Here is a 24,446-nt window from a genome sequence, read left to right as displayed (position 1 = left end):
TCGGCGTTTAGTCGCCGCGTAAAGGCGGGAGGCCGCGAGCGATCCGGTCCGCATCTGACCCCGCAGGTGCACCGGCAATGCGCGCTGCATCTATCTGTGCCTCACATTCTGGGCTGGTGGCCGCAGCAGTGCGCCTGTCGGGCAGGGTCAGATCAAGGGCAAACTCAGGCTCTTCTGGCCCGGAGTTCGCGCGCTCTTCCGCCAATCCCTGAGCAAGCAATGGCGAGGATGTCTGTAAAAGCGTGACCAACGCTGCGGCTTTCGCAAAGGCTTTGAGCTTAATACCTTCGGAGATGTGGCCCTTCGCATTCATGGAAGATCGGGCGCGTCCAATCCTGCGGCACGCCGGCGCCGTTGGATTTCCTCCGGGCTCAATTCACCATCTCGTCCCAAAGGAGGAAGGCCGCGGGCGATTCGGTCTGCATCCGATCCTTCAGGTGCTTGTGGTAGCGATTCAATGTCGATGATAAGCGCAGCTTCAGGCGGACATGGCGGAATAACGCAAAGTCCGCTGACGGTTGCTGGCCCTTTGAATATCCCGCCACCTGCCACATCGACCGGTTGTCCGCCCTGAGTGCGCTGAGCATAGGCGCGCTCAAATTCTTCCTTGTTCCAGGAACCATCGGTGTCCTCGCCAAGTCGGCGGCAGACCACGATCTCCCCTGCAATACGGCCTGCGTCTGCTTCCTCTTCGCAATCTTCCTCGAGCAATTGGTCAGATTCGCTCCGCGGCTTGGTGATCGTTAAATCGAGAACGCGTCTTTCGGGTAATGTCACCGGAGCTGGCGAACTTGCCCCCTGCGCCTGCAAAGGGCTGCCATTACCATCCCCAGAAGCGGTCACACCTTCGTCATCTTGCGCTGCCAAGGGATTTGCAAGCACGGCAAGAAGGGCACCAATTGCGATAACGCCGCCGGCCCGACAATGGCTCACAACCTGTGGGTTTTGCATAGGAATGCTCGACAAGCCTGTATCCTCATGGCTAAGCGCTGAAGGGTATTAGAGAGCCCCAACCCTTAAGGGCGCATAAGGACTGAATTCCCCATGAACACTACCGATAACAGTATTGCTAATGGCACAGATGTTTTGGCCGCAAAAGAGGCAGACGCCGAAAATGCGATTGACCGTGTGTTGGTGCTTGAGATGGTCCGTGTCACCGAAGCAGCGGCTGTGGCTGCTGCGCAATTGATTGGACGCGGCGACGAAAAAGCAGCGGACGCAGCAGCGGTTGAGGCCATGCGCCGCGCATTCGACACACTCTACATGGACGGCACGGTGGTGATCGGCGAAGGGGAACGCGACGAAGCGCCCATGCTGTACATCGGCGAGAAAGTGGGCGGTGCACCGGGCAAAGGTCCTGAGATTGATATCGCCTTGGACCCGCTTGAAGGCACCACCATAACGGCCAAAGCAGGCCCTAATGCGCTCGCCGTTCTTGCAGCCTCTGAAAAAGGCGGCCTTTTGAACGCGCCTGATGTGTACATGGATAAGCTCGCCGTTGGTCCCGGACTTCCAGCCGGCGTAATCGACCTTGCAAAAAGCCCCACAGACAACGTCGAAGCGGTTGCGGCGGCCCAAGGGGTGAAGCCATCCGAAATCAATGTCTGCGTACTTGACCGGCCGCGCCACGCTGATCTGATTGCGGAACTTCGCGGCATTGGCTGCGGCGTTCATCTTATCGGTGACGGTGATGTGGCCGGCGTGATTGCGGTGACCGATCAGGACACCAACATCGACATATATATGGGTCAAGGCGGCGCGCCTGAAGGCGTGCTGGCGGCAGCGGCTTTGCGGTGTGTTGGCGGCCAGTTCAACGGGCGCCTTGTCTTTCGCAATGACGATGAAAAAGCCCGCGCCAAGAAATGGGGCATCACCGACCTCAACAAAATCTACAAGCTCGAAGAGCTGGCGAAAACAGACTGCATCTTTGCTGCGACCGGTGTGACAGACGGATCGCTGTTGGAAGGCGTCAAGAAGCGCAAGAAGTCGACCGGCGCGACCATCATGACCACCGACAGCGTGGTGATGCGTGCTTCGTCCGGCACGGTCAGGTGGATCACGGGTGAGCACCGGATCACGCCGCACCGGGGGTGAGGGATGGCAGAGAGCTTCGAGACCATGCTGACCGGCGGCCACTCGAACTCGCTGGGCCGCACCATTGAAGTTGTCGATACGGTCCTTGCGAGCCCGGAACGCTTCGATGAACTTTACCTATGCTACCGCAGTGACGACGAAGTTGTGCGCCTGCGCGTCTCCAATGCGATGCGCCGAATTGAGGCTGAACGACACGACCTGCTCGTCCCTTACATCGGCGGCTTTATCGAAGAGATCGGCGCGCTCGATCAGCCCTCAGCGCAGTGGACTTTGGCAAATCTGTTCGGAGCCCTCCGGCCTGATATGACGCCCGCGCAAGAACGAGGTGCATTATCCATCATGCAGCGCAACCTGGCCAAGCACGACGATTGGATAGTGCTCAACAACACGATGGAAGCTCTGTTCAATTGGTCGAAAACGGATGCGGATCTGCGTGATTGGCTGATCCCGCATCTCGAGCGCCTCGCCAAAGATACTCGCAAATCGGTTGCAGGCCGAGCCAAAAAGCTAATCGCCAAAATCTGACGTGTTCGCTCAGAAGCGCCCAATAGACGCAAATCTGCTCAGCGCCGGTTCATTATTTGGACCCGAAAGCTTGGCCGACTTCGCAAACACCTAACGGACCTGTCCCTTGATTGCTGCCCGCGTATTCTTGGCATCGCTATTCCTCGCGCAAGGCGCCTTGCTGAGCGCCGAGAATGCAAACCCTTCGGCTGGTCCTGTCTTTGACGCCCGCTTGGCAGAGCTTGCCGCGCAGGACGCTCCGCTCAGCGCAGCATTAGAGCATTCTCCCGATTGCGAAGGCGGCTGTATCACGCCCAGCGAAGCGTTGAAGAGGGCCTTTCAGGCGGGCGAGGGCGAGGCGCGCGCAGGCCGTTTCTTGCTGGATATCAAGGGCGGCGGGCAAAGCATTAGCGGATCGCTGGAACAGCTGTTTTTCGTTAGCTCCCGTACCGATTATGCGCGGTTTGGAACCTTGACCATCGCGATTGAGCCCGATGCGCTTTACAATATTCTGCGCCGCGCGCGGGTCTGTGACCCGGGCGAATTTAGGCCGGGCCGGATAAATGTGCGTGGGTGCCGTCAGGATGCCAATTTCGACCTCAATATGTTCACCATGATACAGCGTCTGGGCGGAAAGCGCATCGCTGTTGATGGAGAAGCCACGTTGCAGTGGATTGATGCGCGCACCGGGCTTCCTAAACCTGATGCCAACAAACGCGGCGAACACGAGGCGGGCTACTATCAGGTTTGGGTCAGGGTGGACGATGCAGATCAGGTGATCTTCGTCCACGATGAGTGATTTTGGGGCCACCATGCACCGAAACTGAGGGCAATCGCCAGTTCGCATGTTGCAATTCAATGACGCTCCATTAGGCGGGACTTCCAGACCGAATACGGGGATTCGCACACATGAAGATCATGTCAGGCAATTCAAACCTGCCGCTCGCCCGGGCCATTGCGGCCTATCTTGAAATCCCTTTGACAGATGCAAGCGTGCGCCGCTTTGCCGATGAAGAGATTTTCGTCGAAATTCACGAAAATGTGCGCGGCGAAGATGTCTTTCTGGTGCAGCCCACAGGCTATCCCGCCAATGACAATCTGATGGAGCTTCTGATCTGCATTGATGCGCTCAAACGTGCGTCGGCCAAGCGGATTACAGCGGTCATCCCTTACTTTGGCTATGCGCGTCAGGACCGAAAGCCCGGCCCGCGCACTCCGATTTCAGCCAAGCTGGTCGCGAACCTGATCACAGAGGCAGGCGCTGACCGAGTGCTCGCTGTCGATCTGCACGCAGGGCAGATCCAAGGTTTCTTCGATATCCCAACCGATAACCTCTACGCAGCGCCCGTGATGGCCGCCGATATTCAGGCGCGCTATGGCGACCATGACCTGATGGTTATCTCGCCTGATGTGGGCGGCGTGGTCCGCGCGCGGGCTCTAGCCAAGCGTTTGGACAATGCACCGCTTGCAATTGTCGACAAACGCCGTGACCGGCCTGGCGAATCTGAGGTGATGAACATCATCGGTGATGTCTCTGGCCGTCACTGCATCCTGATTGACGATATCGTCGATTCGGGCGGCACCTTGTGCAACGCGGCCGAAGCACTGCTGGAAAACGGCGCAAAGTCGGTCGCAGCCTATATCACGCACGGCGTCCTTTCAGGCGGCGCGGTGGCGCGCATCGACGGCTCTAAGTTGAAGGAGCTGGTGATCTCCGATTCGATCCAGCTGACTGAAGCCGCCGAGGCCTCAGGCAAAATCCGCGCTCTGCCGATTGCGCCATTGGTGGGCGAAGCGATCCGCCGGATTGCGGATGAAAGCTCGGTTTCGAGCCTCTTTGATTGATGTTTGATCCCGGTGAAGTCCGGGAACTCCTCATTGGCGCAGCGCGCGCTGGCAATGCGCTGACTTATTCGCAAATGCTGCAATTGCTCGGCTACCGCTTCACGCGGTCAAAGATGCGTGCACTGTGCTCGGTTCTTGATGCTGTTGACCAAAACGGAAGGCAAGATGGCGAGCCAGACCTCGCGGTTCTGGTGGTGCGCCAGTCCGACGGGCTTCCGGGGCAGGGTTGGTTTGTGAACCGCTCACCCTTGGCAGACAATATGGCCGGTAAGTGGCCTCTGGACTGGAAAGGGCCGGAGGCGAAAGCCTATGTTACGCTCCACCAAAAGCGGGCTTTCGAATACTGGCAGGATCGCTAAAGAACGCTCATGACCCCTGCTGATCTCGACTTCGCCAACCGCCTTGCTGATGCTGCCGGCTCCGTCATCCGCCCGCTATTTCGCGGCGACTGGGAGGCGGAGACCAAGGAAGACGCCTCAGCCGTCACTGAGGCTGATCGCGGCGCGGAGGCGGTCATGCGCAAAATGATCGAAGAAGAGCGCCCCGATGATGGGATCATCGGTGAGGAATATGGCCGCACGAACGAGGGCGCAGGGCGTCAATGGGTGCTCGACCCGATTGATGGCACGCAAAGTTTTATCGCTGGCCGCGCGATTTTCGGCACGCTGATTGCTCTGATGCAAGACGGCTGGCCGGTGCTGGGCATTATTGACCAACCAATCCAGCGCGAACGCTGGGCAGGGCGTGTGGGCGAGGTCACGACCCTCAACGGCAAAGCGGTCAAGACGAGGCCCTGCCGCGCGGTCGAAGGCATGAGCATGGCCACCACCTCGCCTCACTGCTTTAGCGCAGGAGAGGCGGACGCATGGCTGAACGTCGTCACCAATGCCTATCCCAAAATGCCTTTCCCGATCTATGGCGGTGATTGCTATAACTACGCTCTGCTGGCGAGCGGGCACATCGACCTCGTGATGGAAAGCGGCCTTAAGCTCCACGACTATGCGGCATTGGTCCCTGTGGTCGAGGGCGCAGGCGGCATGATGAGCGATTGGCAAGGCAACCCATTGGATGCGGATAGCGATGGTTCGGTCATTGCGCTGGGCGATCCGGCCCGGCTCGAAGATGTGCTGGCGGCGATGGGATCATCGGAGATGCCCGCGAATGCGCAGCTCTCGCCCGATACGTTTAAGCTGCCTTGACCCAGCCCGCCCACCTCTTCTTCTACGGCGTCCTCCAAGAAGGTCTCGGCCCTGACGGCGGTGATTGGCCGTTCTTGAGGGGGCTCGGCATGGGAGCAGCGGCGACGACGCAAGGGGCGCTTTATGCGATCCCGACTGAGCATGGCTGGCATCCCGCTCTCATCGTCACACAGGCGCGCTACTCCACCGTGGTTCATGGCATGATCCATGAGGCGAGCCACGTCGATATGGCCCCAGTCGATAAGTTTGAGGGTGACAGCTACACAAGGCAGGCCGTGCCGGTTGATGGCTGGGATGGCTACGGTGACACCACTGCCGATGCCTACATCTGGACCGATGAATTGCCCGAAGGCTCGGAGCCCATCGCAAACGGCAACTTTGCGCAGTGGCTGGAGGAGACGGGACGCCGCGCATACTCGGGCGGATAAGCAAGCCCGCGCTTTCCTACATGGCAAACGCCTGTCACACTTGCAGCCGGGCGCGCCCCAATTTGGTGTTGCTGTCTTCTTGGACCAGGCTGTGTCCAATGTCCGGGGGCAAGGAGGTGTTTTATGAACTAACTCATCTCCTGCGGCGGGCCACCGAATCGCTTGCACTTCTGCGTCAAGTCGCTATGTGGCGCAGCTTCCGACACGAATTTGCGAGTCCGGCCTGGCGACAAGGGCTGCCAGGGCTGGTCAAACGTGTCTTCCGAATAAGGAGATGAAAATGCCCAAGCTTAAGACCAAAAGCGGTGTGAAGAAACGCTTTAAGATCACCGCAACTGGCAAAGTGAAGCACGGTGTTGCTGGTAAGCGTCACCGTCTGATCAGCCACAATGCAAAGTATATCCGCCAGAACCGCGGCACCACGGTCGCAGCGGACCCTGATGCAAAGACAGTCAAAAAGTGGGCGCCTTACGGCCTCAACTGATCGAATAGTCAGGAGATTTAAGATATGCCACGCATTAAACGCGGCGTTACCACGCGCCAGAAACACAAGCGTCTTCTTGATCAGGCCAAAGGTTACCGCGGCCGCCGCAAGAATACGATCCGCGTCGCCCGTCAGGCGGTCGAGAAGGCAGGCCAATACGCTTACCGCGACCGTAAGGCGAAAAAGCGCAGCTTCCGCGCGCTTTGGATCCAGCGCATTAACGCGGCGGTTCGTGCCGAGGGCCTCACATACTCGCAGTTCATGCACGGCGTGAAACTGGCTGGGATCGAACTTGACCGTAAGGTTATGGCCGATCTTGCAATGCACGAAGAAGCAGCATTCAAAGCGATCATCGCTCAGGCGAAAGACGCGCTTCCGGCGTAAGCCGGTTTCCTGAGCTGTGCGTTCGCGCCAAGTAAAGGTAATGACAAAAGGGGCCGGGCGCTAATTGAGGTGCTCCGGCCCCTTTTGCATCCAAAATGGATCAATTGATTACTTGTAAAAACCCGACGATAAACTTGTAGTTTTTCGACAATTGAGCCAATCAAGGCGTATGGGTGAGAGGCAAATTTCAAAAAGTGGTGAAGGCACTTCATCAGACGACGACGGCGCTGCGCATTCGGTTCGCGCGACTTTCCATCCGCCGTCCCCTCAATTCGAAAATTGTTTCACCACATTCTATCAATTGAAGCTTGATGTTGCTGATGGCGGCGTCGTTGAGGATTATCTCCAGCCAGAATGGGCCAATTTGCGCTTCTTTGGCGGTTCTTACCCGGTATCGCACATTGGTGAGCACAAGCTTGCAGGCGCCCGCTTTGTCGTGACTGGACCAAGCTCGGTTGCTTGCCGGTTTAGAGTAGGCCCGGCGCGTATGTGGGGCATTGGCCTTTTGCCGCTTGGCTGGGCGCGATTGGTGGAGGCGGATGCGTTTGATTACAGCAATGCTCTGTTGGATGGCGGCAAAGACCCGGTGTTCTCAAAATTCGACGCGCTTTCCGATATCCTGTGCGACCCCGGCGCCGAACAAGGTGAACAGCTCCATGCACTCAGCGAAACAATGGCAAAATTGATGCGGCCAAGCCGGGATGAGGATAAGATCGTGAGGGTCCACCGGGCCCTTGTAGAGGGCGATAATCTTGCCGTTGCCAATTTGGCGGATGCCTGCGCGATGAGCATGCGCACGCTTGAGCGCGTATGCCGGCGATATTTCGGCTTCACCCCTAAACGCCTTATGCGGCGACAGCGCTTCACGCGCAGTCTTGCAAGCTACATGCTTCATCGGGGTGCTTTATGGACCGAGGCTATGGATGAGGAATACCATGACCAGGCCCAGTTCACCCGCGAATTCACCGAATTTATGACGATGACACCGACCAAATATGCAAGTTTGGACCACCCCGTTCTCGCCTCCTTTATGGAAGCGCGGGAACGCATTTGGGGCAGCGCTGCACAGGCTCTTGATAAACCGCACAAAACCCGGTGCAGCAAAGAGCCGCATAAATGCCGGTAATGGAGAGTGAGACGGGCAACCAGGTGGCAATCCGTTTTGCGCTCCCGAGCGAAAGGCTCGCCTCATATGTCACAACCTATTATCGCATAAAGGCCTATTCGCCCGGCGTTGCCCCCCCGATTGAAGACCGGCTGCACCCTGAATGGGCCAATCTGCGTTTTATCAATGCCGGAGCGTCCGAATGCTCGATGGACGGGGAGCCATTTGAGCCGGTCCCCGAATTTTCTGTCACAGGTCCCACGTCCTGCGCGCCCCATTTTCGCATGCGAACAGGGCGAAGCTGGGGCATAGGTCTTTTGCCGCTCGGCTGGGCGGCGCTGTTTGATGCACCGGTAAGCGATTACACAGACCGGGTTGCAGACGGTAGGCAGGATCCTGTTTTCGCAGCCTTCCACCCATTGGCTCACGCGCTTTCCAATAGCGATGGCGGCTTTGACGAGGAGCTGGCTCTTATCGAGACGCATATCGAGGCGTTACCTTTGCGCCAAACCAACGAAATGCGCTCAATCCTGCGGGTGAACTCGGCTTTGATTGACGCCAAGATTGGGACCGTGACCGCGCTGGCAGAGGAAGCCGGCATGAACGTGCGTTCACTTGAACGACTTTCTAAACGCGCTTTCGGATTTTCGCCAAAGCTGTTGCTGCGGCGGCAGCGGTTTTTGCGCAGCCTCTCGCAATTCATGCTCGATCCTTCGCTCAATTGGTTGAGTACGCTGGACCAACACTATCACGACCAGGCGCATTTTGTTCGAGATTTCAGGTACTTCATGGGAATGCGCCCGAGCGCATATGCTAAGCTTGATAAGCCCCTTTTGATGGCAGCAGCAAAGGCTCGCATGGCGATTGCAGGACAGGCGGTGCAGGCACTTCATGATCCGAAGACCGACTAATCGCTCCTGAATGCGAAACGCACTTTGCATGTGCGCGCGATTCTCGCTAGCGGACCCGCTCACCGGAAAGCGGATTTCATGACCGAATTGACAGATCAGAAACAAGCGGCCCTTGCGGCGATTGAAGCGGCAGCGAACCTTGAGCGGCTCGAAGAGCAGCGCGTGGCGGCCCTTGGTAAAAAGGGCTGGGTGAGTTTGGCGCTAAAAACGCTTGGGCAAATGAGCCCGGATGAGCGCAAAGAAGCCGCGCCTGCCATCCAAGCGGTGCGGGGCGAAGTGGCCGGTGCGATTGATGCGAAGAAAGCGGCGCTTGAAGCAGCGGAGTTGGAAGCGCAGCTGGCGAGTGAGACGATTGATCTGACCTTGCCTGCGCCTGACCAACCGCAAGGCTCGGTCCACCCGGTGAGCCAGGTGATGGACGAGCTGGCGGAGATCTTTGCTGACCTGGGTTTTTCGGTTGCGACCGGGCCAGAGATCGAAGACGATTGGCACAATTTCACCGCGCTCAACATGGATGAAAGCCATCCAGCGCGTGCGATGCATGATACGTTCTACTTCCCGGACAAGGCGGCGGATGGTGCCTCGATGTTGCTGCGCACGCACACCTCGCCGGTCCAAATCCGCAGCATGAAGGATCAAGGGGCGCCCATTCGCTTGATCGCGCCAGGCCGGGTGTACCGTTCAGATTCAGACGCAACGCACACGCCGATGTTCCATCAGGTCGAAGGGCTTGTGGTGGATGAGGACATTCACTTGGGCCATCTCAAATGGACGCTGGAGACCTTCTTCAAAGCCTTCTTTGAACGCGAAGATATCGTGCTGCGTCTGCGCCCATCCTACTTCCCTTTCACCGAGCCTAGCGTCGAAGTCGACGTTGGTTACTCCAATGAAGGGGACCGCCGCGTCGTTGGAGGCCACGGTGATGACGAGGGCCATGATTGGATGGAGCTGGGCGGCTCGGGCATGGTCAACCGCCGCGTGCTCGAATTTGCTGGCATTGATGCCGACAAATACCAAGGGTTCGCTTTTGGCCTCGGCATCGACCGGATTGCCATGCTCAAATATGGGATGAACGATCTGCGCGCCTTCTTCGATGGTGATCCGCGCTGGCTGCGTCACTACGGCTTCTCGCCCTATGATCAGCCGACCCTATCTGCAGGTGTTGGAGTGCGCCCATGAAGTTCTCACTCACATGGCTGAAAGATCACCTCGAAACCGGGGCAAGTCTCCAAGAGATCACCGATGCTCTGAACGCTATCGGCCTTGAGGTCGAAGGCGTTGAAGACCCCTCTGAGCTGCTCGCAGGCTTCCGCGTTGCGCATGTCCTCACCGCTGAAAAGCACCCTGATGCCGACAAGCTTCAAGTGCTCAGTGTCGACACAGGGGCAGGTGAGCCAGTGCAGGTTGTCTGCGGCGCTCCCAATGCGCGCGCTGGCATGAAGGGCGTTTTGGGTCTTCCCGGCGCTGTGGTCCCATCCAACGGAATGGAGCTGCGCAAAGCGGCCATTCGCGGGGTCGAGAGCACCGGCATGATGTGCTCCGCGCGCGAGCTAGACCTTGGTGACGATCACGATGGCATTATCGAATTGCCAGAGGATGCCAGCGTCGGTCACAGCTTTGCCGACTATCAAGGTTCTTCGCCAATTGTTGACGTCGCCATTACCCCCAACCGTCCCGATTGCATGGGCGTGTACGGGATTGCGCGCGATCTCGCGGCTGCTGGGCTTGGCACTCTGAAGCCTATCGCCGTGCCATCTTTCGACGCCTCTGGCGCTTGCCCTATCGAAATTCGTACCGACGATCCTGAGGGCTGCCCTGCGTTCTTTGGCCGGGTGGTGAAGGGCGTTAAAAACGGTCCATCGCCCGATTGGATGCAGCAGCGATTGAAGTCGGCTGGTCAAAAGCCGATCTCGCTCTTGGTCGACCTCACCAATTATCTGATGCTGGCTTTTGGCCGCCCGAGTCATGTCTATGACCTTGCAAAGCTTCAAGGTTCGATCACCGCGCGCCGCGCAAAGGCGGGCGAAGAGCTGCTGGCTCTTAACGAGAAGACTTACACCCTCGATGAGACCATGACGGCAATTGCCGATGAGGCAAGAGTGCTAGGCATTGGCGGCATTATGGGCGGCGAAGAGACGGGTGTTTCGGATGAGACCACCGATGTGCTGCTCGAGATCGCGTACTTTGATCCAGCCCGCACGGGCATCACGGGGCGCAAGCTTGGCCTTGCAACCGATGCACGCACCCGGTTTGAGCGCGGCGTTGATCCTGAGTTCCTCAGCCAAGGGCTCGATCTGCTGACAGGCCTTATCACCGAGCTTGCTGGCGGCACGCCGAGCGAAGCGGTGCAGGCGGGCTCTCCTCCAAGCGAGGCTAAAGTCGTGGCCTTCGACACGGTCCTGACCAAGCGCCTTGGCGGCGTGGACGTATCGGATGAGGAGCAGCGCACTATCCTCACGAACCTTGGATTTGATGTCGCGAGCGATTGGCAAGTCACATGCCCGCTTCGCCGCAACGATATCGAAGGACCAGCTGATCTTGTCGAAGAGATCGTGCGTATTCACGGCCTTGATAAAGTCGAAAGTGTACCTTTGCCGCGCCTTGATGGCGTTGCTCGCCCCACGGCCACCCCTATGCAGAAAATGGAGCGCAAACTTCGCCGCGCTGCTGCGGGTGCTGGCCTCAATGAAGCGATCACCTGGTCGTTCATCAGCGAGGAAGAGGCGGCGCTTGTGGGCGGCGGTGAGTGGTCGCTCGGCAACCCGATCAGCGAAGACATGAAGGTCATGCGGCCTTCGCTATTGCCTGGGCTTTTGTCCGCCGCACAGCGCAGCTTCGACCGCGGTCTTTCCAGCGTGCGCCTGTTTGAACTTGGTCGGCGCTATTTGAAAGACGGCGAGCATCCCTCTCTGGTCGCAGTGCTTGCGGGAGATAAGACCCCGCGCGGCTGGGCCAATGGCAAGGCGCAAAGCTTTGATGCTTATGATGTAAAGGCTATGTGTTTGACCCTGCTAGAGGCTGCTGGCGCGCCTGCCGGAAAGCTGCAAGTCATGGGTGATGCCGGTGATCTCTATCACCCGGGGCAATCCGCCACTTTGCGCCTTGGTCCAAAGAACCAGCTGGCAAGTTTTGGCATGATCCACCCAACACTGCTCAAGCAATTTGGGATTGATGTGCCAGTGGCAGCGCTCGGTATACATCTTGATGCGATCCCTGCGAAGAAAGCGGGTAAGGGCGCGGTGAGCTTTGCCCGCCCGAGTTTCACTCCGCCTGCGCTCCAAACGGTGACGCGCGATTTTGCATTTCTGGTTCCTGCCGATCTGGCGGCGGAGGACCTGCTCAAATCGGTGCGCGGTTCGGACAAGGTGAACATCACCGCCGCGCGCGTTTTCGATGTGTTTACCGGCGAGGGCGTTCCCGAGGGGCAAAAGTCACTCGCGATTGAAGTGACGCTTCAGCCGCAGGATAAGAGCTTTAAGGACAAAGACCTTAAAGCGATTGCCGATACCGTTGTGGCGGCTGCGGCCAAATTGGGGGCTGAGCTGCGCGGCTAACGCTCGCGCATCTGAACTTCTATGTCCAATCGCCGCACCTTCGCGATTATCTCGCACCCTGACGCTGGTAAAACCACGCTTACCGAGAAGCTGCTGCTGCAAGGCGGCGCGATCCACTTGGCAGGCGAGGTAAAGGCTCGCGGGGATCAAAGGCGTGCGCGTTCGGACTGGATGAAGATCGAGCAGCAGCGCGGGATTTCGGTCACGTCCAGCGTGATGACCTTTGAGCGTGAGGGCGTGACCTTCAACCTGCTCGATACACCGGGTCACGAAGACTTTTCCGAGGACACCTACCGCACACTGACCGCCGTGGATTCCGCGGTTATGGTTATTGACGCGGCCAAAGGTATCGAGCCTCAGACGCGCAAGCTTTTCGAAGTCTGCCGCCTGCGCAATGTCCCGATCATCACCTTCGTCAACAAGGTGGACCGCGAAGGCCGCGACCCGTTTGAGACCTTGGACGAAGTCGCCGATATGCTCGCGCTTGATGTGAGCCCGCAAGGCTGGCCGATTGGCATGGGCGGACAGTTTGAGGGTATCCTCGATTTCGCCACTGGCGCAGTAAGCCGTCCTGAGGGGCCGTCCAAAGAATTTCTCGGCAAGCGGGACAGCGATCCAGCCATCCCCGAAGAATTCGCCGAAGAGGCTGAACTTGCGCAAGTGGGCTATCCTGAGTTCGATCTTGAAGCCTATCGAAGCGGCGATCTGACGCCGGTTTACTTCGGGTCGGCGCTCAAGAATTTCGGCGTGACCGAGCTGATTGAAGCGATTGCCAGGATCGCGCCGCCGCCCCGTTCGCAGCCTGCCGGAGGTGAACAGATCGAACCCGATCACGGCGAGGTCTCGGGCTTTATCTTCAAGGTTCAGGCCAACATGGACCCCAACCACCGCGACCGCATCGCCTTTATGCGGCAGGTCTCGGGCACGTTTAAACGCGGCATGAAATTGACTCCGTCTGGGCTGGGTAAACCGATTGCGATCCACTCACCGATCCTGTTTTTTGCGCAGGACCGCGAGATTGCCGATACAGCCGAAGCGGGCGACATTATCGGTATTCCCAACCACGGAACGCTGAGAGTGGGCGATACGCTTTCTGAGAAGAACCAGCTGCGTTTCACAGGGCTGCCCAATTTTGCGCCAGAAATCCTTCGCCGGGTGCAATTGAAGGACCCGACCAAGACAAAGCAACTTCGCAAAGCGCTGGATGATCTCTCAGAAGAGGGCGTGATTCAGGTTTTTTACCCCGAGATTGGCGCACAGCACATCGTCGGCGTCGTTGGACAGCTGCAACTCGACGTGCTCATTTCGAGGCTCTCGGCGGAATACAAAGTTGAGGCAGCGCTCGAAGCCTCTCCTTTTGCGACTGCGCGCTGGCTTAAAGGCGATGCGAAGGCTTTGGATGAATTCGAAGGCTTCAACCGCGCCAATCTGGCCCGTGACCGGGACGGCGATCTGGTTTTTATGGCCAAGTCACCTTGGGATGTGAATTACCAGATGGAAAAGAACCCTGAGCTTACATTTTCCGCCACTAAGGAAAGGTAGCTTGCGAGAGCCAGCCGTTCGCGGCAATGGGGAGCCATGACCCACTCAGGCCCCACATCACAAAGCTTCATCTCGCAGCGTCTCAAACTGAATTACGTTGATTGGGGAAATCACGATGCGCCGCCTTTGGTACTCGTCCATGGCGGCCGCGATCATGCGAGGAGCTGGGATTGGACCGCCGAAGAGCTGGCCAACGATTATCACGTCGTGGCCATGGATCACCGGGGACATGGGGATAGCGACTGGGTATCTGACGGGAACTACACCTCGAACGATATGGTCTATGACCTCGCGCAATTGGTCCACCAGCTGGGCCGGGGACCGGTTTCTATCGTCTCGCATTCTATGGGCGGAAATGTAGCTCTACGTTACACCGGCATGTTCCCCGACATGGTCACGAAGCTGGCGGCGATCGAAGGCCTTGGACCTTCACCAGAGAGGAAGGAAAAGCAGCGCGAGACGCCTTATGCTGAGCGTATGCGCGAATGGATCGAGAAGAAACGCGGGGCCGCAGGGCGCATTCCGCGAAAATATGAGAGTATCGAAGCGGCGTTCGCCCGAATGATTGACGAGAACTCCTACCTCACCGAGGAACAGGCGCGCCACCTTACCATTCACGGGGTCAACCGTAATGAGGACGGCACGTACAGCTGGAAATTCGATCCGCACCTCAATGTGTGGCAAGTCGAAGATGTGGCGGACGAGTTTATAGAGGCGGTCTGGGGCGCGATAACGTGCCCAACATTGTTGCTCTATGGAGAGAAGAGCTGGGCCTCCAACCCTGCAAAGGATGGGCGGCTAGAGCACTTCAAAACGGCCAGCGTGATCGAATTCGAAGAGGCGGGGCACTGGCTTCACCATGACAAATTCGATCGCTTTATGAGCGTTCTGCGCGATTTTCTCTAAGTTTCAGGAGGTTTGATCCATGGCTGAATTTTTCGATGCATTGAACGAAAAGCATGTGGCCATGATCGAGGCGCAGGGGGTGTTTTTTGTGGCGACCGCTGCAAGCGAGGGCCGGATCAACCTTAGTCCCAAGGGCTATGACGCCTTCCGCGTGCTTTCACCCACACAGGTGGCGTATCTGGATCTGGGCGGTTCAGGCAATGAAACACATGCCCACGTGATGGCTGATCAGCCTGACAAGGGCCGCATCACGCTAATGGTCTGTAATTTTCAGCAGCCTGCCTTGATTTTGCGCATCTATGGCAAAGGGCGGCCTGTTCTTCCTCAAGATGCCCAGTGGGAAGAGTTGGCTGCGAATTTCATCTTGCTTCCCGGGACGAGGCAGATCTTTGTGATCGAGGTTGAGAGTGTACAAACCTCGTGCGGTTGGGGCATCCCCTTCATGACGTTTGAGGGCGAGCGTGAGACGCTTAAGAAAGCGCACCGCCAATCTGACCCTGCCGATTGGGAAGCCAAAATGGCTGGACGCACTTCGAGTATTGATGGCCTCCTAACGCGGCCCACTGATCGTTATATTGCCGGCGACGCCTAGGTGTAGTTAGAATATTGCGCGAGGGCCCCAGAATCGCTGCATTGCACTCACTGCTGCCTAAAAAATAAACAGAAGATTAAAAATAGGGCACGCTGTTGTGTGTAGCACTCGGGCAACCCCGGGTTCCGGGGAGGATTTGGCTTGGATTCCCTAGCGACGATCACGCTCTTGTTAGAACTGGCACGCTCCTTGCTTTTTCAAGCGAGCCGGAAAGGCCGGCTAAAACCTAAAGAGGGGGCAAGGATGAAATTCATCATCGCCATCATAAAACCATTTAAGCTCGATGAGGTCCGCGAAGCGCTGGGCGCCATTGGGGTCGCTGGAATGACTGTTTCTGAGGTCAAGGGGTTTGGCCGACAGAAGGGACAGACCGAGATTTACCGCGGTGCAGAATACTCCACGAACATGCTTCCCAAGGTGAAGCTTGAAATTGCGGTGAGCGATGAGATCGCTGGCCAAGTGGTCGAAACCATTCAGCAAACCGCCAACACCGAAGCAATCGGTGATGGCAAAATCTTCGTTCTCGACCTCGCCTCCGCAACGCGCATCCGCACGGGCGAAGCTGGCGAAACCGCACTTTAAGCTTTCGGGGAACAGAAACATGAAAACAACTCTCCTAAAAGGCGCAGCACTGCTTGGTGCATCTGCGCTTGTCGCACAGCCCGCAATGGCTGCTGTGCCAGATGCGGAAGTCGTTTCCGCTGGTACGGCTTACATTTTCAACACTCTGCTGTTCTTGATTGGCGGCTTTCTTGTGATGTGGATGGCCGCTGGCTTTGCCATGCTCGAAGCTGGCCTTGTTCGCGCCAAGAACACCTCCACTCAGTGCCTTAAGAACATCGGGCTTTATTCGATTGCCGGTTTGATGTTCTGGGTCATTGGTTATTCGATCGCTTATCCTGGCTTTGCCGAAGGGTCGCTTGGCCTCTTCGGCGTTGCTGGCTTCCCATACGCCATGCAAGGCGTCAGCGAAGCAGACACTGGCACCGGCTATTCGGTCGCGTCTGACTGGTTCTTCCAGATGGTGTTTTGTGCGACCACCGCTTCGATTGTATCGGGCACCGTGGCAGAGCGCGTGAAGATCGTTCCGTTCTTCATCTTTGTGACAGTCCTTACCGGCATCATCTACCCAGTTGTTGTCAGCTGGGAGTGGGGCGGCGGCTATCTTGATAGCGTGCACGGCTTCAGCGACTTTGCGGGTTCGACCCTCGTCCACTCAACCGGCGGCTGGGCAGCTCTTGTTGGCGCACTTATCATCGGCGCTCGTGCTGGTCGCTATGGCGCAGACGGCAAAGTGAACGTCTTCCCTGCATCGAACATTCCGCTTGCAACGCTGGGTACATTTATCCTGTGGCTCGGTTGGTTCGGCTTTAACGGTGCATCGCAGCTTGCGATGGGCACTGTTGGCGATGCCTCTGATGTCTCGAAGATCTTCGTCAACACCAACATGGCAGCAGCCGGCGGTGTGGTCGTCGCAATCATCCTTACTCAGGTCATGTACAAAAAGGCGGACGTCACCATGGCGCTTAACGGCGCGCTGGCTGGCCTCGTATCGATCACTGCTGAACCTTTGGCGCCAACCGTGGGACAATCGATCCTTATTGGCGGTATCGGCGGCGCGATCGTGGTCTTCACCGTTCCGCTTCTCGACAAGTTCAAAATCGACGACGTTGTCGGCGCAATCCCTGTCCACCTCATCGCGGGTATCTGGGGCACGCTGATCGTTGCTTGGACGGGTGATGCGACCTTTGTGGGTCAGCTAGTCGGTGTTCTTCTCACCGCTGTCTGGGTCTCGGCTGCATCGGCTGTCGTCTGGCTCGCTCTCAAATACACCATCGGTGTGCGTCCTTCGGAAGAAGACGAGATGAACGGCCTCGACAAAGCTGAAATCGGTGTCGAAGCCTATCCTGAATTCGCTCGGTAAGAGCGCAAACAGTTTGGTGGGGGAAGGGACTTCTCTCCAATCCCTCCCTTCTCCCACCAACCGACGTTCCTCCTGCGAACGAACAAACTAGTGAAGGCCGGAGCGCTCTATACGCTCCGGCCTCTTTTTGTTGGTCACTGGCAGATTGGGATCAGGCGGTTTCGGCTGCCTTGATAAAGTCCGCGCAGCGCTCGCCGATCATGATGCTTGGGGCATTGGTGTTGCCGCTGACAAGCTTAGGCATGATGCTCGCATCCGCTATCCAAAGCCCTTCGAGCCCGCGCATTTTCAGCGCCGGATCAACCACTGCATCATCATCTGTGCCCATTCGGCAGGTGCCCACCGGATGGTAGACCGAATCAGAACGATTACGGATCAGATGATCGAGTTCGTCGTCATTATCGAGGTTAATCGGGTGGCGGTCCGTCGGGCCGTAAGCCTGCATAGCGGGCGCATCCACGATGCGGTGAGATAAGCGCACACCCCCGCATAACCGCGATATCGCGGTCATCATCAAGGAAATTGGGGTCGATCACAGGCGGAGCGGCTGCATCCCGCGACCCAAGGCGCACTGTCCCATGGCTTTCGGGTCTCAGTACGCAGGCGTGAAGAGAGAAGCCATGCGCATTGACCTTTTCTCGCCCGTGATCCTCGAGAATAGCGGGCACAAAATGCCATTGTACATCAGGCGCGGGCGCGCCGTCTGTGACGGTCCAAAAACCGCCGCCTTCGGCATAGGGGGTGGTCATAGGTCCAGTGCGGCTTTTGCGGTGCTCAAGAATTGCGGCGGCCATTTTGAGCGTGCCTTTTAGCGTGCCGCCAATCGGAACATCGCTTTCCGTCTCCCAGCCCGATACATAATCAATATGGTCTTGCAGGTTTGAACCAACCGCCGGTTTATCCAGCACCACATCAATGCCGTGCTCTTTCAAATGCTCAGCAGGCCCGATACCAGAAAGCATCAAGATTTGCGGGGAGTTAAAGGCTCCTGCTGAGAGTACGACGCCCTTGCGTGCATGCAGCGTCTCAGACTTCTTGCCGCGCCGGATTTGAACGCCGGTAACGCGGCCTTCTTCGATAATAAGCTTTTTAACCAGAGTGTCGGTGCGGATATCAATGTTACCCTGCTCACGGATCGGCTCAACATAAGCGCGCGCTGCCGACCAGCGTTCACCGTCGCGCTGGGTCACCTGATAAAGGCCAAAGCCTTCCTGGGTCTCGCCGTTGAAATCATCATTGCGCTTGAGCTGAAGTTCGCCTGCCGCATCGACAAAGGCTTCGCTCGCCGGATTTATGCCGCGCTGGTTTGATACAAACAGCGGACCGCCGCCGCCGTGGTAGTCATCGGCGCCCCGCTCATTGCTTTCGGCTTTGCGGAAATAGGGGAGCACATCGTCATAGCCCCAGCCAGAGCAGCCCATGGCTTCCCAATTGTCATAGTCCCAGCGGTTGCCGCGGATATAGACCATGGCATTGATCGCAGAGGACCCGCCAAGGCCGCGCCCGCGGGGTTGGTAACCGATCCGGCCGTTGAGGCCCTTTTGCGGGACTGTATCGAATTTATAGTTCGAGGAATTTCGGATGAAGGGCATGAAGCCCGGCGTCTTGATGATCATATTGTTGTTACGGCCGCCAGCCTCCAACAAGCACACGCGCCGCGTGCCATCAACGCCCAGCCGCCCCGCAACTGCGCTGCCCCCGCTGCCACCGCCAATGACGATGTAGTCAAAACTCTCCATGATCTCTCCTTTAGAGAGGAGAGTTAGCAGTTTCCCCGTTGCCTGCAATCGGGTTTTGATCAGACACTTGGTCGGTTTCCACGAAGGAAGTGTTCACTTCACGCTGACGCCAACGTTCGCGGATCATGTCAGAGGTGTCGCGGCTACCATCGTGGGTCCAACCCGGCTCGCGCAGGAGGTAGGAAAGCTTATGCTTCCAGGGGCTACGCCAAATGTCGGTGAGCATCCCGGTCCACTCATGGAACACTGCATAGAGCAGATTAAAGCTGCCGAGCTGCTTGACGATGCCATAGCGGATGGGTTCGCCGCCCTCCCTTGCTGAACGCTCCGCTTCAAAGGTGCCGAACATCTTATCCCAAACGATAAAGACGCCGGCATAATTGCGGTCGAGATAACGCGGGTTTGTGGCGTGATGGACCCGGTGATGGCTTGGCGTGTTCATCACTGCCTCAAACCAGCGTGGCATCCGGCCGATTGCCTCAGTATGGATCCAGAACTGATAGATGAGGTTAAACCCGCCGCAGATCGCGATCATGACCGGGTGGAAGCCTAACAGAACAAGGGGAACCGCGAAGAGCAACCCAAAGGTGAATGAGCCAGTCCAGCTTTGCCTCAAGGCAGTCGATAGATTGTAGTGCTGCGAAGAGTGATGATTCACATGAGAGGCCCACATCCAGCGAATGCGGTGCCCTGCACGGTGGACCCAATAATATTTGAGGTCATCAAGAATGAAGCACAAGGGCCATGCCCACCAAAGGCTCCACCATTGCGGGCCCATGTCAAAGAGGCGGTACTCATAGGCTTCGATGAAAACGAACGCGGAAAACCCGCCGAACAAAGCGCCTGCAACGGTCGAACCAAGCCCAAACCCAAGGCTAACCAGCGTGTCCATGGGCTCATACACTTCAGGCCTGCGAAACCTTGCCCAGATCATCTCAGAGAGCACGGCGACCACAAACAGCGGCACAGCGTATTGGGTGGGCGAAAAATCAGGCATGGTTTGGCAGGTTATAGCCGGTTGATCGCATCAACCCAAATACCGGGATTGTCGATGGAGAGACGAACTTTGCCAAAACGCGCATCGCGGCAATCTACGACGATGGCGTCGACCTCTTCGTGCACGCGCGCGCCGCTGTCTAACATGCGCCCTGCAAAACGGTTGCCGTGCCGCTTGATGACCATGATCCTGCCCTTGGGGTCAGAGGCTAGGGCGGCCTCTCCCGTGCGGCCAATTGCGACAAGTTCGGCGTAAAAGCCGTCCTCTGCTTCGCTGGCCGCGAACCTCACCGATTCTTTACCCGCAAGCTTAGGCTTGCCGCCCAGTTTCAGCGCTTTTGCGAGGCCAAAAAGCGAAAATATAGCGATCAAAGAGCCGCCAAATTGCAACAGCAGAGCGGGTATTTCCATGGCCTTGTCTTATGCTCGTGTGTGCAACCGCCAATCAGCGGGCTGCAAGCATGTCCATCATGGGCCGGACCGGGCTAACATCATATCCAGCCGCCATCGCTGCTCGAACAATCTCATCAGGATCAGCGCCCATCTTCGCGCTCGAAAGCGCCCATAGGAATGTGGACCGCGTGCCTGACCGGCAATAGGCGAGTACGGGCCCCGGGGCTGCTTCCATTGCGTCGATCATCGCGTCGATTTGCGGCTCACTGAAACCAGAATGTCCAATAGGAATAGACACATAGCCCAAGCCCGCCGCCTTCGCTTCGGCCTCTATAGCATCGCTTTGAGGGGCGCCTGGGTCCTCGCCGTCGGGGCGATTATTGACGATTGTTGTGATCCCTGCCGCCTTTGCGGCAACGATATCTTCCAAGGAAATTTGCACGCTTGCAAATACCGAATCTGAAAGAGTTCTAAAGTTCGACACAGCAACAAGCCTTCCGTTTTCTTCCGCTTTTCTAAGGCTCGGTAAACCCAAGTGACCCGGTCGGAAACCGGCATTCATGACCTGATTTTCCGTGTCCAGATTGCTCTAGAATCCATCACGTTTTTCCGAGACGTCCAGTAAAGCGCTTAAATCGTTCGCATACGGAGGCTATGTGCGCTATAGAGCGAAATGGAAAGAGCTACGTTTGGATTCCCCGAACGTGTACTCAGTGTCTGGCGCGGCTCGTTGCCCTCGCGTTTTGGCATTCAGGAAGTTGGGCAGCGCTATAAGGTATTTGCTCAGTTATGGGATACGACAGGGGACGTCGGCGCGGCCGGGACAAGCGCGACGGATTCGGCGAAGAAGGGTTTGACCCATTTGGCGGCGGTGATGGTTTCCAGCCCCCGCGCGACTTCGGAAATGACCGTGGAAATGACCGTGGCGGCGACCGCTTCGGCGGCGGCGATCGTTACGGCGGCGGAGGCGGTGGTGACCGTTTTGGCGGCGGTGATCGCGGCGGCTTTAGTGGCGGCCCGCGCGGCGGCGGTGGTCCTCGCGGTGGCGGCGGTGCTGGTGGAGGCGGCGGTTTTAACCGCATGCCCGCTCAGGTCGTTGGCACCGGCAAAGGCACAGTCAAATTCTTCAATGGCCAAAAAGGTTTCGGTTTCATCCAGCAAGAAACCGGGGGTGAGGACGTGTTCGTTCACATCAGTGCGGTAGAGCGCGCCGGTCTCGAAGGCCTTGCTGAGGGTCAAGAACTCGAATTCAACCTGGTCGATCGCGGCGGAAAAGTCTCCGCGCAAGACCTTCAGGTTGTGGGCGACGTCATCGCAGTCGAGAAGGCTGACGCGGGCCCGCCCAAGCGCGAGCTTACAGGCGATAAAGCGACAGGAACGGTGAAATTCTTCAATTCGATGAAGGGTTTTGGTTTTCTCGTGCGTGACGATGGCCAGCCAGATGCGTTCGTACACATTAGTGCGGTTGAGCGGTCAGGCCTTACCGAAATCAACGAAGGCGAACGGTTTGAGTTCGACCTCGAGGTAGACCGACGAGGGAAATATTCTGCGGTCAATCTGGTGCCTGTTCAGGAGTAATCTCCAGCGCACTATGGCCGTTGACTGATTGATCGAGCGGCCTTGTAAATTCACGAAAGGCGGCTCAATTGTGGGCCGCCTTTTGCATTTGGGCCCTTAGACAAGAATCTAGGAATTCAGATTATGACGATATCGCCGCTTATGCCTGTTTACCCGAGGTGCGGGGTCCGGCCGGTTAGGGGAGAGAATTGCCACCTTATTGATGAGGACGGCACGCGTTATCTGGATTTTGCCAGCGGTATCGCGGTGAACCTCTTGGGTCACTCCCATGCAGGGCTGATCGAGGCTATCCAAACACAAGCCGCCGATCTCATGCACGTCTCAAACCTTTATGGTAGCCCGCAAGGCGAAAAGCTGGCGCAGCAATTGGTTGATGCGACTTTTGCCGACACGGTCTTCTTCACCAATTCCGGTGCTGAGGCGGTGGAGGGAGCGATTAAAGCCGCGCGCGCGTATCACCAAAATGTCGGCGATGCAGGCAATCCAGAGCGTTTTGAGCTCATCACCTTCGCCAATGCCTTTCACGGCCGCACAATGGCGACGATTAGTGCATCCAACCAAACCAAGATGCACCACGGTTTCTCGCCGCTACTCGATGGCTTCAAATACGCAGAGTTCGACGATTTGGAATCTGCGAAAGCCTTGATGGGCCCCAACACAGCAGGCTTCCTCGTCGAACCGATCCAAGGCGAGGGCGGCATTCGTCCCGCATCGGACGCCTTCATGAAAGGCCTGCGCGCGCTTGCTGATGAGCATGATCTTATGCTGGTGCTCGATGAAGTGCAGTGCGGTGTCGCGCGCACTGGCAAAATGTATGCACATGAGCACTACGGGATCGAACCTGACATTGTCGCCACGGCAAAGGGCCTGGGGGGCGGTTTCCCTCTCGGCGCCGTTCTTGCCACTGAAAAGGCGGCGCGGGGCATGACCTTTGGCACGCACGGCTCGACCTATGGCGGCAATCCGCTTGCAATGGCAGCGGGAAGCGCTGTGATTGAGGCTGTGGCCAACCCCGAATTTTTGGGAGCGGTCACCGAGAAAGGCGAACGCATTCGCACGCGGCTTGAGCAGTTTATCGGCAATTACCCTGATTTGTTTGAGCTTGTCCGCGGCAAGGGTCTTATGCTCGGCATCAAGATGAAGGTGGAGAGCCGCCCGTTCTTCGTGCACCTGCGCGACAATCATCAACTTCTTACAGTCGCTGCTGGGGATCAGACTTTGCGTGTGATCCCGCCGCTTGTGATCGGCGATGCTGAGATTGACGAATTCTTCGAAAAGCTCTCTGCGGGCGCTGCCAGCTTCAAAGTGCCGGAACCTGCGTAATGTCAAAAACAACTCAACACTTTCTCGACCTGGGCGATGCAGGTCCAGACGCAATCGCTGCGATGATTGCCGATGCGATTGATCGCAAGGCCGCGCGCAAAGATGAGCCAAAAGGCGCAGCAGATCGCGATGCTCCACTCGCTGGACGTGTTCTGGCTCTGGTGTTTGAGAAAAACTCTACGCGAACCCGGGTCAGCTTCGACATTGCCATGCGGCAATTGGGAGGCACGGTCCTGATCCTCGAAGCAGGCTCAAGCCAACTTGGTCGCGGCGAATCCATTGCGGACACCGCCCGTGTACTGAGCCGTATGGTCGATGCAATTATGCTGCGCACCGATGATCACGCAAAGATCGAGGAGATGGCGCGTCACGCGGCAGTGCCGGTGATCAACGGACTGACGGACCGTTCTCACCCCTGTCAGATCGTCGCTGACCTGCTCACTGTGATCGAGCACGGCAAACCTCTACCCGGGCTTGAACTCGCCTGGTTTGGTGACGGCAACAATGTGCTGCACTCGGTCCTTGAAGCCGCTGGCTTGATGAAGTTCAATGTGCGCGTGGCAACACCTAGCGGATTCGAACCTTCACCAGAATTTGTTGAGATGGCGCGCGCAGGCGGGGCTAGGGTGACATTGACCAAATCTGCTGAGGAAGCGGCAAACGGCGCCGATGTGCTCGTCACTGACACATGGATATCAATGGGTCAGGATGATGCTGATGAAAAGCGCCGGGCCATGGAACCGTTCCAAGTCAATGAGGCGCTCATGGCCAAGGCAAAGCCGGATGCGCTTTTCCTCCACTGTCTGCCTGCACATGTCGGCGACGAAGTGAGCGAGGGCGTCTTTGAGAGCAAGCAATCGGTTGTTTTTGACGAAGCCGAAAACCGCATTCACGCGCAGAAGTCGGTGCTTTTGTGGTGCTTTGGAAAGCTTGCCTAGGCGATTG

26 protein-coding genes and 1 pseudogene are annotated in these 24,446 nt (G+C 57.5%); 21 read left to right on the top strand and 6 right to left on the bottom strand.

The window, feature by feature from the left end; translation table 11 throughout:
* Window positions 1-7 precede the first annotated feature (7 nt).
* Both AC0V60_RS12595 and AC0V60_RS12590 read right to left on the bottom strand, forming a co-directional pair.
* Window positions 8-313: a hypothetical protein gene (locus tag AC0V60_RS12595; RefSeq protein ID WP_486178799.1), complete on the bottom strand. Its 306-nt coding sequence runs from the start codon at window positions 311-313 to the stop codon at window positions 8-10.
* Window positions 310-966: a hypothetical protein gene (locus tag AC0V60_RS12590; protein ID WP_486178798.1), complete on the bottom strand. Its 657-nt coding sequence runs from the start codon at window positions 964-966 to the stop codon at window positions 310-312. Before AC0V60_RS12590 ends, AC0V60_RS12595 begins: the two co-directional genes overlap by 4 nt.
* A gap of 78 nt (window positions 967-1,044) precedes the next feature.
* Here AC0V60_RS12590 and glpX point away from each other — a divergent pair, with 78 nt between their 5' ends.
* The 18 genes from glpX to AC0V60_RS12500 all read left to right on the top strand — a co-directional run bounded on the left by glpX (window position 1,045) and on the right by AC0V60_RS12500 (window position 17,472).
* A complete protein-coding gene (gene glpX, locus AC0V60_RS12585) occupies window positions 1,045-2,094 on the top strand; it encodes a class II fructose-bisphosphatase (RefSeq protein WP_486178797.1) in 1,050 nt (349 codons plus the stop codon).
* 3 nt (window positions 2,095-2,097) lie between these two features.
* A complete protein-coding gene (locus AC0V60_RS12580; protein ID WP_486178796.1) occupies window positions 2,098-2,619 on the top strand; it encodes a hypothetical protein in 522 nt (173 codons plus the stop codon).
* A gap of 106 nt (window positions 2,620-2,725) precedes the next feature.
* On the top strand, window positions 2,726-3,397 hold the full coding sequence (locus tag AC0V60_RS12575) for a hypothetical protein (protein ID WP_486178795.1): 672 nt from the start codon (window positions 2,726-2,728) through the stop codon (window positions 3,395-3,397).
* A gap of 110 nt (window positions 3,398-3,507) precedes the next feature.
* Entirely contained in the window at window positions 3,508-4,443 is a 936-nt protein-coding gene (locus AC0V60_RS12570) for a ribose-phosphate pyrophosphokinase (RefSeq protein ID WP_486178794.1), read from the top strand.
* Window positions 4,443-4,802: a ribose-phosphate pyrophosphokinase gene (locus AC0V60_RS12565; protein ID WP_486178793.1), complete on the top strand. Its 360-nt coding sequence runs from the start codon at window positions 4,443-4,445 to the stop codon at window positions 4,800-4,802. Before AC0V60_RS12570 ends, AC0V60_RS12565 begins: the two co-directional genes overlap by 1 nt.
* A 9-nt stretch (window positions 4,803-4,811) precedes the next feature.
* Entirely contained in the window at window positions 4,812-5,642 is an 831-nt protein-coding gene (locus tag AC0V60_RS12560) for an inositol monophosphatase family protein (protein ID WP_486178792.1), read from the top strand.
* Window positions 5,639-6,070 carry a gamma-glutamylcyclotransferase family protein gene (locus AC0V60_RS12555; RefSeq protein WP_486178791.1) on the top strand — a complete coding sequence of 144 codons (432 nt, stop codon included), beginning with the start codon at window positions 5,639-5,641 and terminating at the stop codon, window positions 6,068-6,070. The genes AC0V60_RS12560 and AC0V60_RS12555 overlap by 4 nt, the downstream gene beginning before the upstream one ends.
* 280 nt (window positions 6,071-6,350) lie before the next feature.
* Window positions 6,351-6,554, top strand: coding sequence for a 50S ribosomal protein L35 (rpmI, locus tag AC0V60_RS12550; protein WP_486178790.1), 204 nt, complete (start codon window positions 6,351-6,353; stop codon window positions 6,552-6,554).
* Between the two features lie 24 nt (window positions 6,555-6,578).
* Complete coding sequence (gene rplT / locus AC0V60_RS12545) at window positions 6,579-6,938, top strand: 50S ribosomal protein L20 (protein WP_486178789.1); 360 nt, start codon at window positions 6,579-6,581, stop codon at window positions 6,936-6,938.
* Between the two features lie 169 nt (window positions 6,939-7,107).
* Window positions 7,108-8,064, top strand: coding sequence for a helix-turn-helix domain-containing protein (locus tag AC0V60_RS12540; protein WP_486178788.1), 957 nt, complete (start codon window positions 7,108-7,110; stop codon window positions 8,062-8,064).
* Entirely contained in the window at window positions 8,055-8,954 is a 900-nt protein-coding gene (locus AC0V60_RS12535; RefSeq protein WP_486178787.1) for a helix-turn-helix domain-containing protein, read from the top strand. Before AC0V60_RS12540 ends, AC0V60_RS12535 begins: the two co-directional genes overlap by 10 nt.
* A gap of 78 nt (window positions 8,955-9,032) precedes the next feature.
* Window positions 9,033-10,133 carry a phenylalanine--tRNA ligase subunit alpha gene (pheS, locus tag AC0V60_RS12530; RefSeq protein ID WP_486178786.1) on the top strand — a complete coding sequence of 367 codons (1,101 nt, stop codon included), beginning with the start codon at window positions 9,033-9,035 and terminating at the stop codon, window positions 10,131-10,133.
* Window positions 10,130-12,508, top strand: a complete 2,379-nt coding sequence (gene pheT / locus AC0V60_RS12525; protein ID WP_486178785.1) for a phenylalanine--tRNA ligase subunit beta — start codon at window positions 10,130-10,132, stop codon at window positions 12,506-12,508. Before pheS ends, pheT begins: the two co-directional genes overlap by 4 nt.
* Window positions 12,509-12,529: 21 nt before the next feature.
* Complete coding sequence (locus AC0V60_RS12520) at window positions 12,530-14,050, top strand: peptide chain release factor 3 (protein ID WP_486178784.1); 1,521 nt, start codon at window positions 12,530-12,532, stop codon at window positions 14,048-14,050.
* A gap of 36 nt (window positions 14,051-14,086) precedes the next feature.
* On the top strand, window positions 14,087-14,956 hold the full coding sequence (locus AC0V60_RS12515) for an alpha/beta fold hydrolase (RefSeq protein ID WP_486178783.1): 870 nt from the start codon (window positions 14,087-14,089) through the stop codon (window positions 14,954-14,956).
* Between the two features lie 19 nt (window positions 14,957-14,975).
* The gene (locus tag AC0V60_RS12510; protein ID WP_486178782.1) at window positions 14,976-15,548 is read left to right on the top strand and encodes a pyridoxamine 5'-phosphate oxidase family protein; all 573 of its coding nucleotides are present in this window, start codon (window positions 14,976-14,978) and stop codon (window positions 15,546-15,548) included.
* A gap of 243 nt (window positions 15,549-15,791) precedes the next feature.
* Complete coding sequence (locus AC0V60_RS12505; protein ID WP_223072075.1) at window positions 15,792-16,130, top strand: P-II family nitrogen regulator; 339 nt, start codon at window positions 15,792-15,794, stop codon at window positions 16,128-16,130.
* A 19-nt stretch (window positions 16,131-16,149) separates the two neighbouring features.
* Entirely contained in the window at window positions 16,150-17,472 is a 1,323-nt protein-coding gene (locus tag AC0V60_RS12500) for an ammonium transporter family protein (protein ID WP_486178781.1), read from the top strand.
* A gap of 151 nt (window positions 17,473-17,623) precedes the next feature.
* Here the strand turns inward: AC0V60_RS12500 and AC0V60_RS12495 are convergent.
* The 4 genes and pseudogenes from AC0V60_RS12495 to AC0V60_RS12480 form a co-directional block, all read right to left on the bottom strand.
* Window positions 17,624-19,211: pseudogene (locus AC0V60_RS12495) on the bottom strand (GMC family oxidoreductase).
* Between the two features lie 10 nt (window positions 19,212-19,221).
* Complete coding sequence (locus AC0V60_RS12490; protein ID WP_486178780.1) at window positions 19,222-20,208, bottom strand: sterol desaturase family protein; 987 nt, start codon at window positions 20,206-20,208, stop codon at window positions 19,222-19,224.
* An 11-nt stretch (window positions 20,209-20,219) separates the two neighbouring features.
* Window positions 20,220-20,618, bottom strand: coding sequence for a hypothetical protein (locus AC0V60_RS12485; protein WP_486178779.1), 399 nt, complete (start codon window positions 20,616-20,618; stop codon window positions 20,220-20,222).
* A 34-nt stretch (window positions 20,619-20,652) separates the two neighbouring features.
* Window positions 20,653-21,084: a protein tyrosine phosphatase family protein gene (locus AC0V60_RS12480; protein ID WP_486178778.1), complete on the bottom strand. Its 432-nt coding sequence runs from the start codon at window positions 21,082-21,084 to the stop codon at window positions 20,653-20,655.
* A gap of 305 nt (window positions 21,085-21,389) precedes the next feature.
* On the opposite strand from AC0V60_RS12480, the gene AC0V60_RS12475 reads away from it, so the two are divergent.
* The 3 genes from AC0V60_RS12475 to argF all read left to right on the top strand — a co-directional run bounded on the left by AC0V60_RS12475 (window position 21,390) and on the right by argF (window position 24,439).
* Window positions 21,390-22,178, top strand: a complete 789-nt coding sequence (locus AC0V60_RS12475) for a cold-shock protein (RefSeq protein ID WP_486178777.1) — start codon at window positions 21,390-21,392, stop codon at window positions 22,176-22,178.
* A 123-nt stretch (window positions 22,179-22,301) separates the two neighbouring features.
* Window positions 22,302-23,501, top strand: coding sequence for an acetylornithine transaminase (locus AC0V60_RS12470; RefSeq protein ID WP_486178776.1), 1,200 nt, complete (start codon window positions 22,302-22,304; stop codon window positions 23,499-23,501).
* On the top strand, window positions 23,501-24,439 hold the full coding sequence (gene argF, locus AC0V60_RS12465) for an ornithine carbamoyltransferase (protein ID WP_486178775.1): 939 nt from the start codon (window positions 23,501-23,503) through the stop codon (window positions 24,437-24,439). Before AC0V60_RS12470 ends, argF begins: the two co-directional genes overlap by 1 nt.
* Window positions 24,440-24,446: the final 7 nt, after the last annotated feature.

This window comes from Erythrobacter sp. S259, from assembly GCF_057364965.1.
Note: the sequence above shows the minus strand (reverse complement) of the source record. Positions and strands in the feature narration are given on the sequence as shown.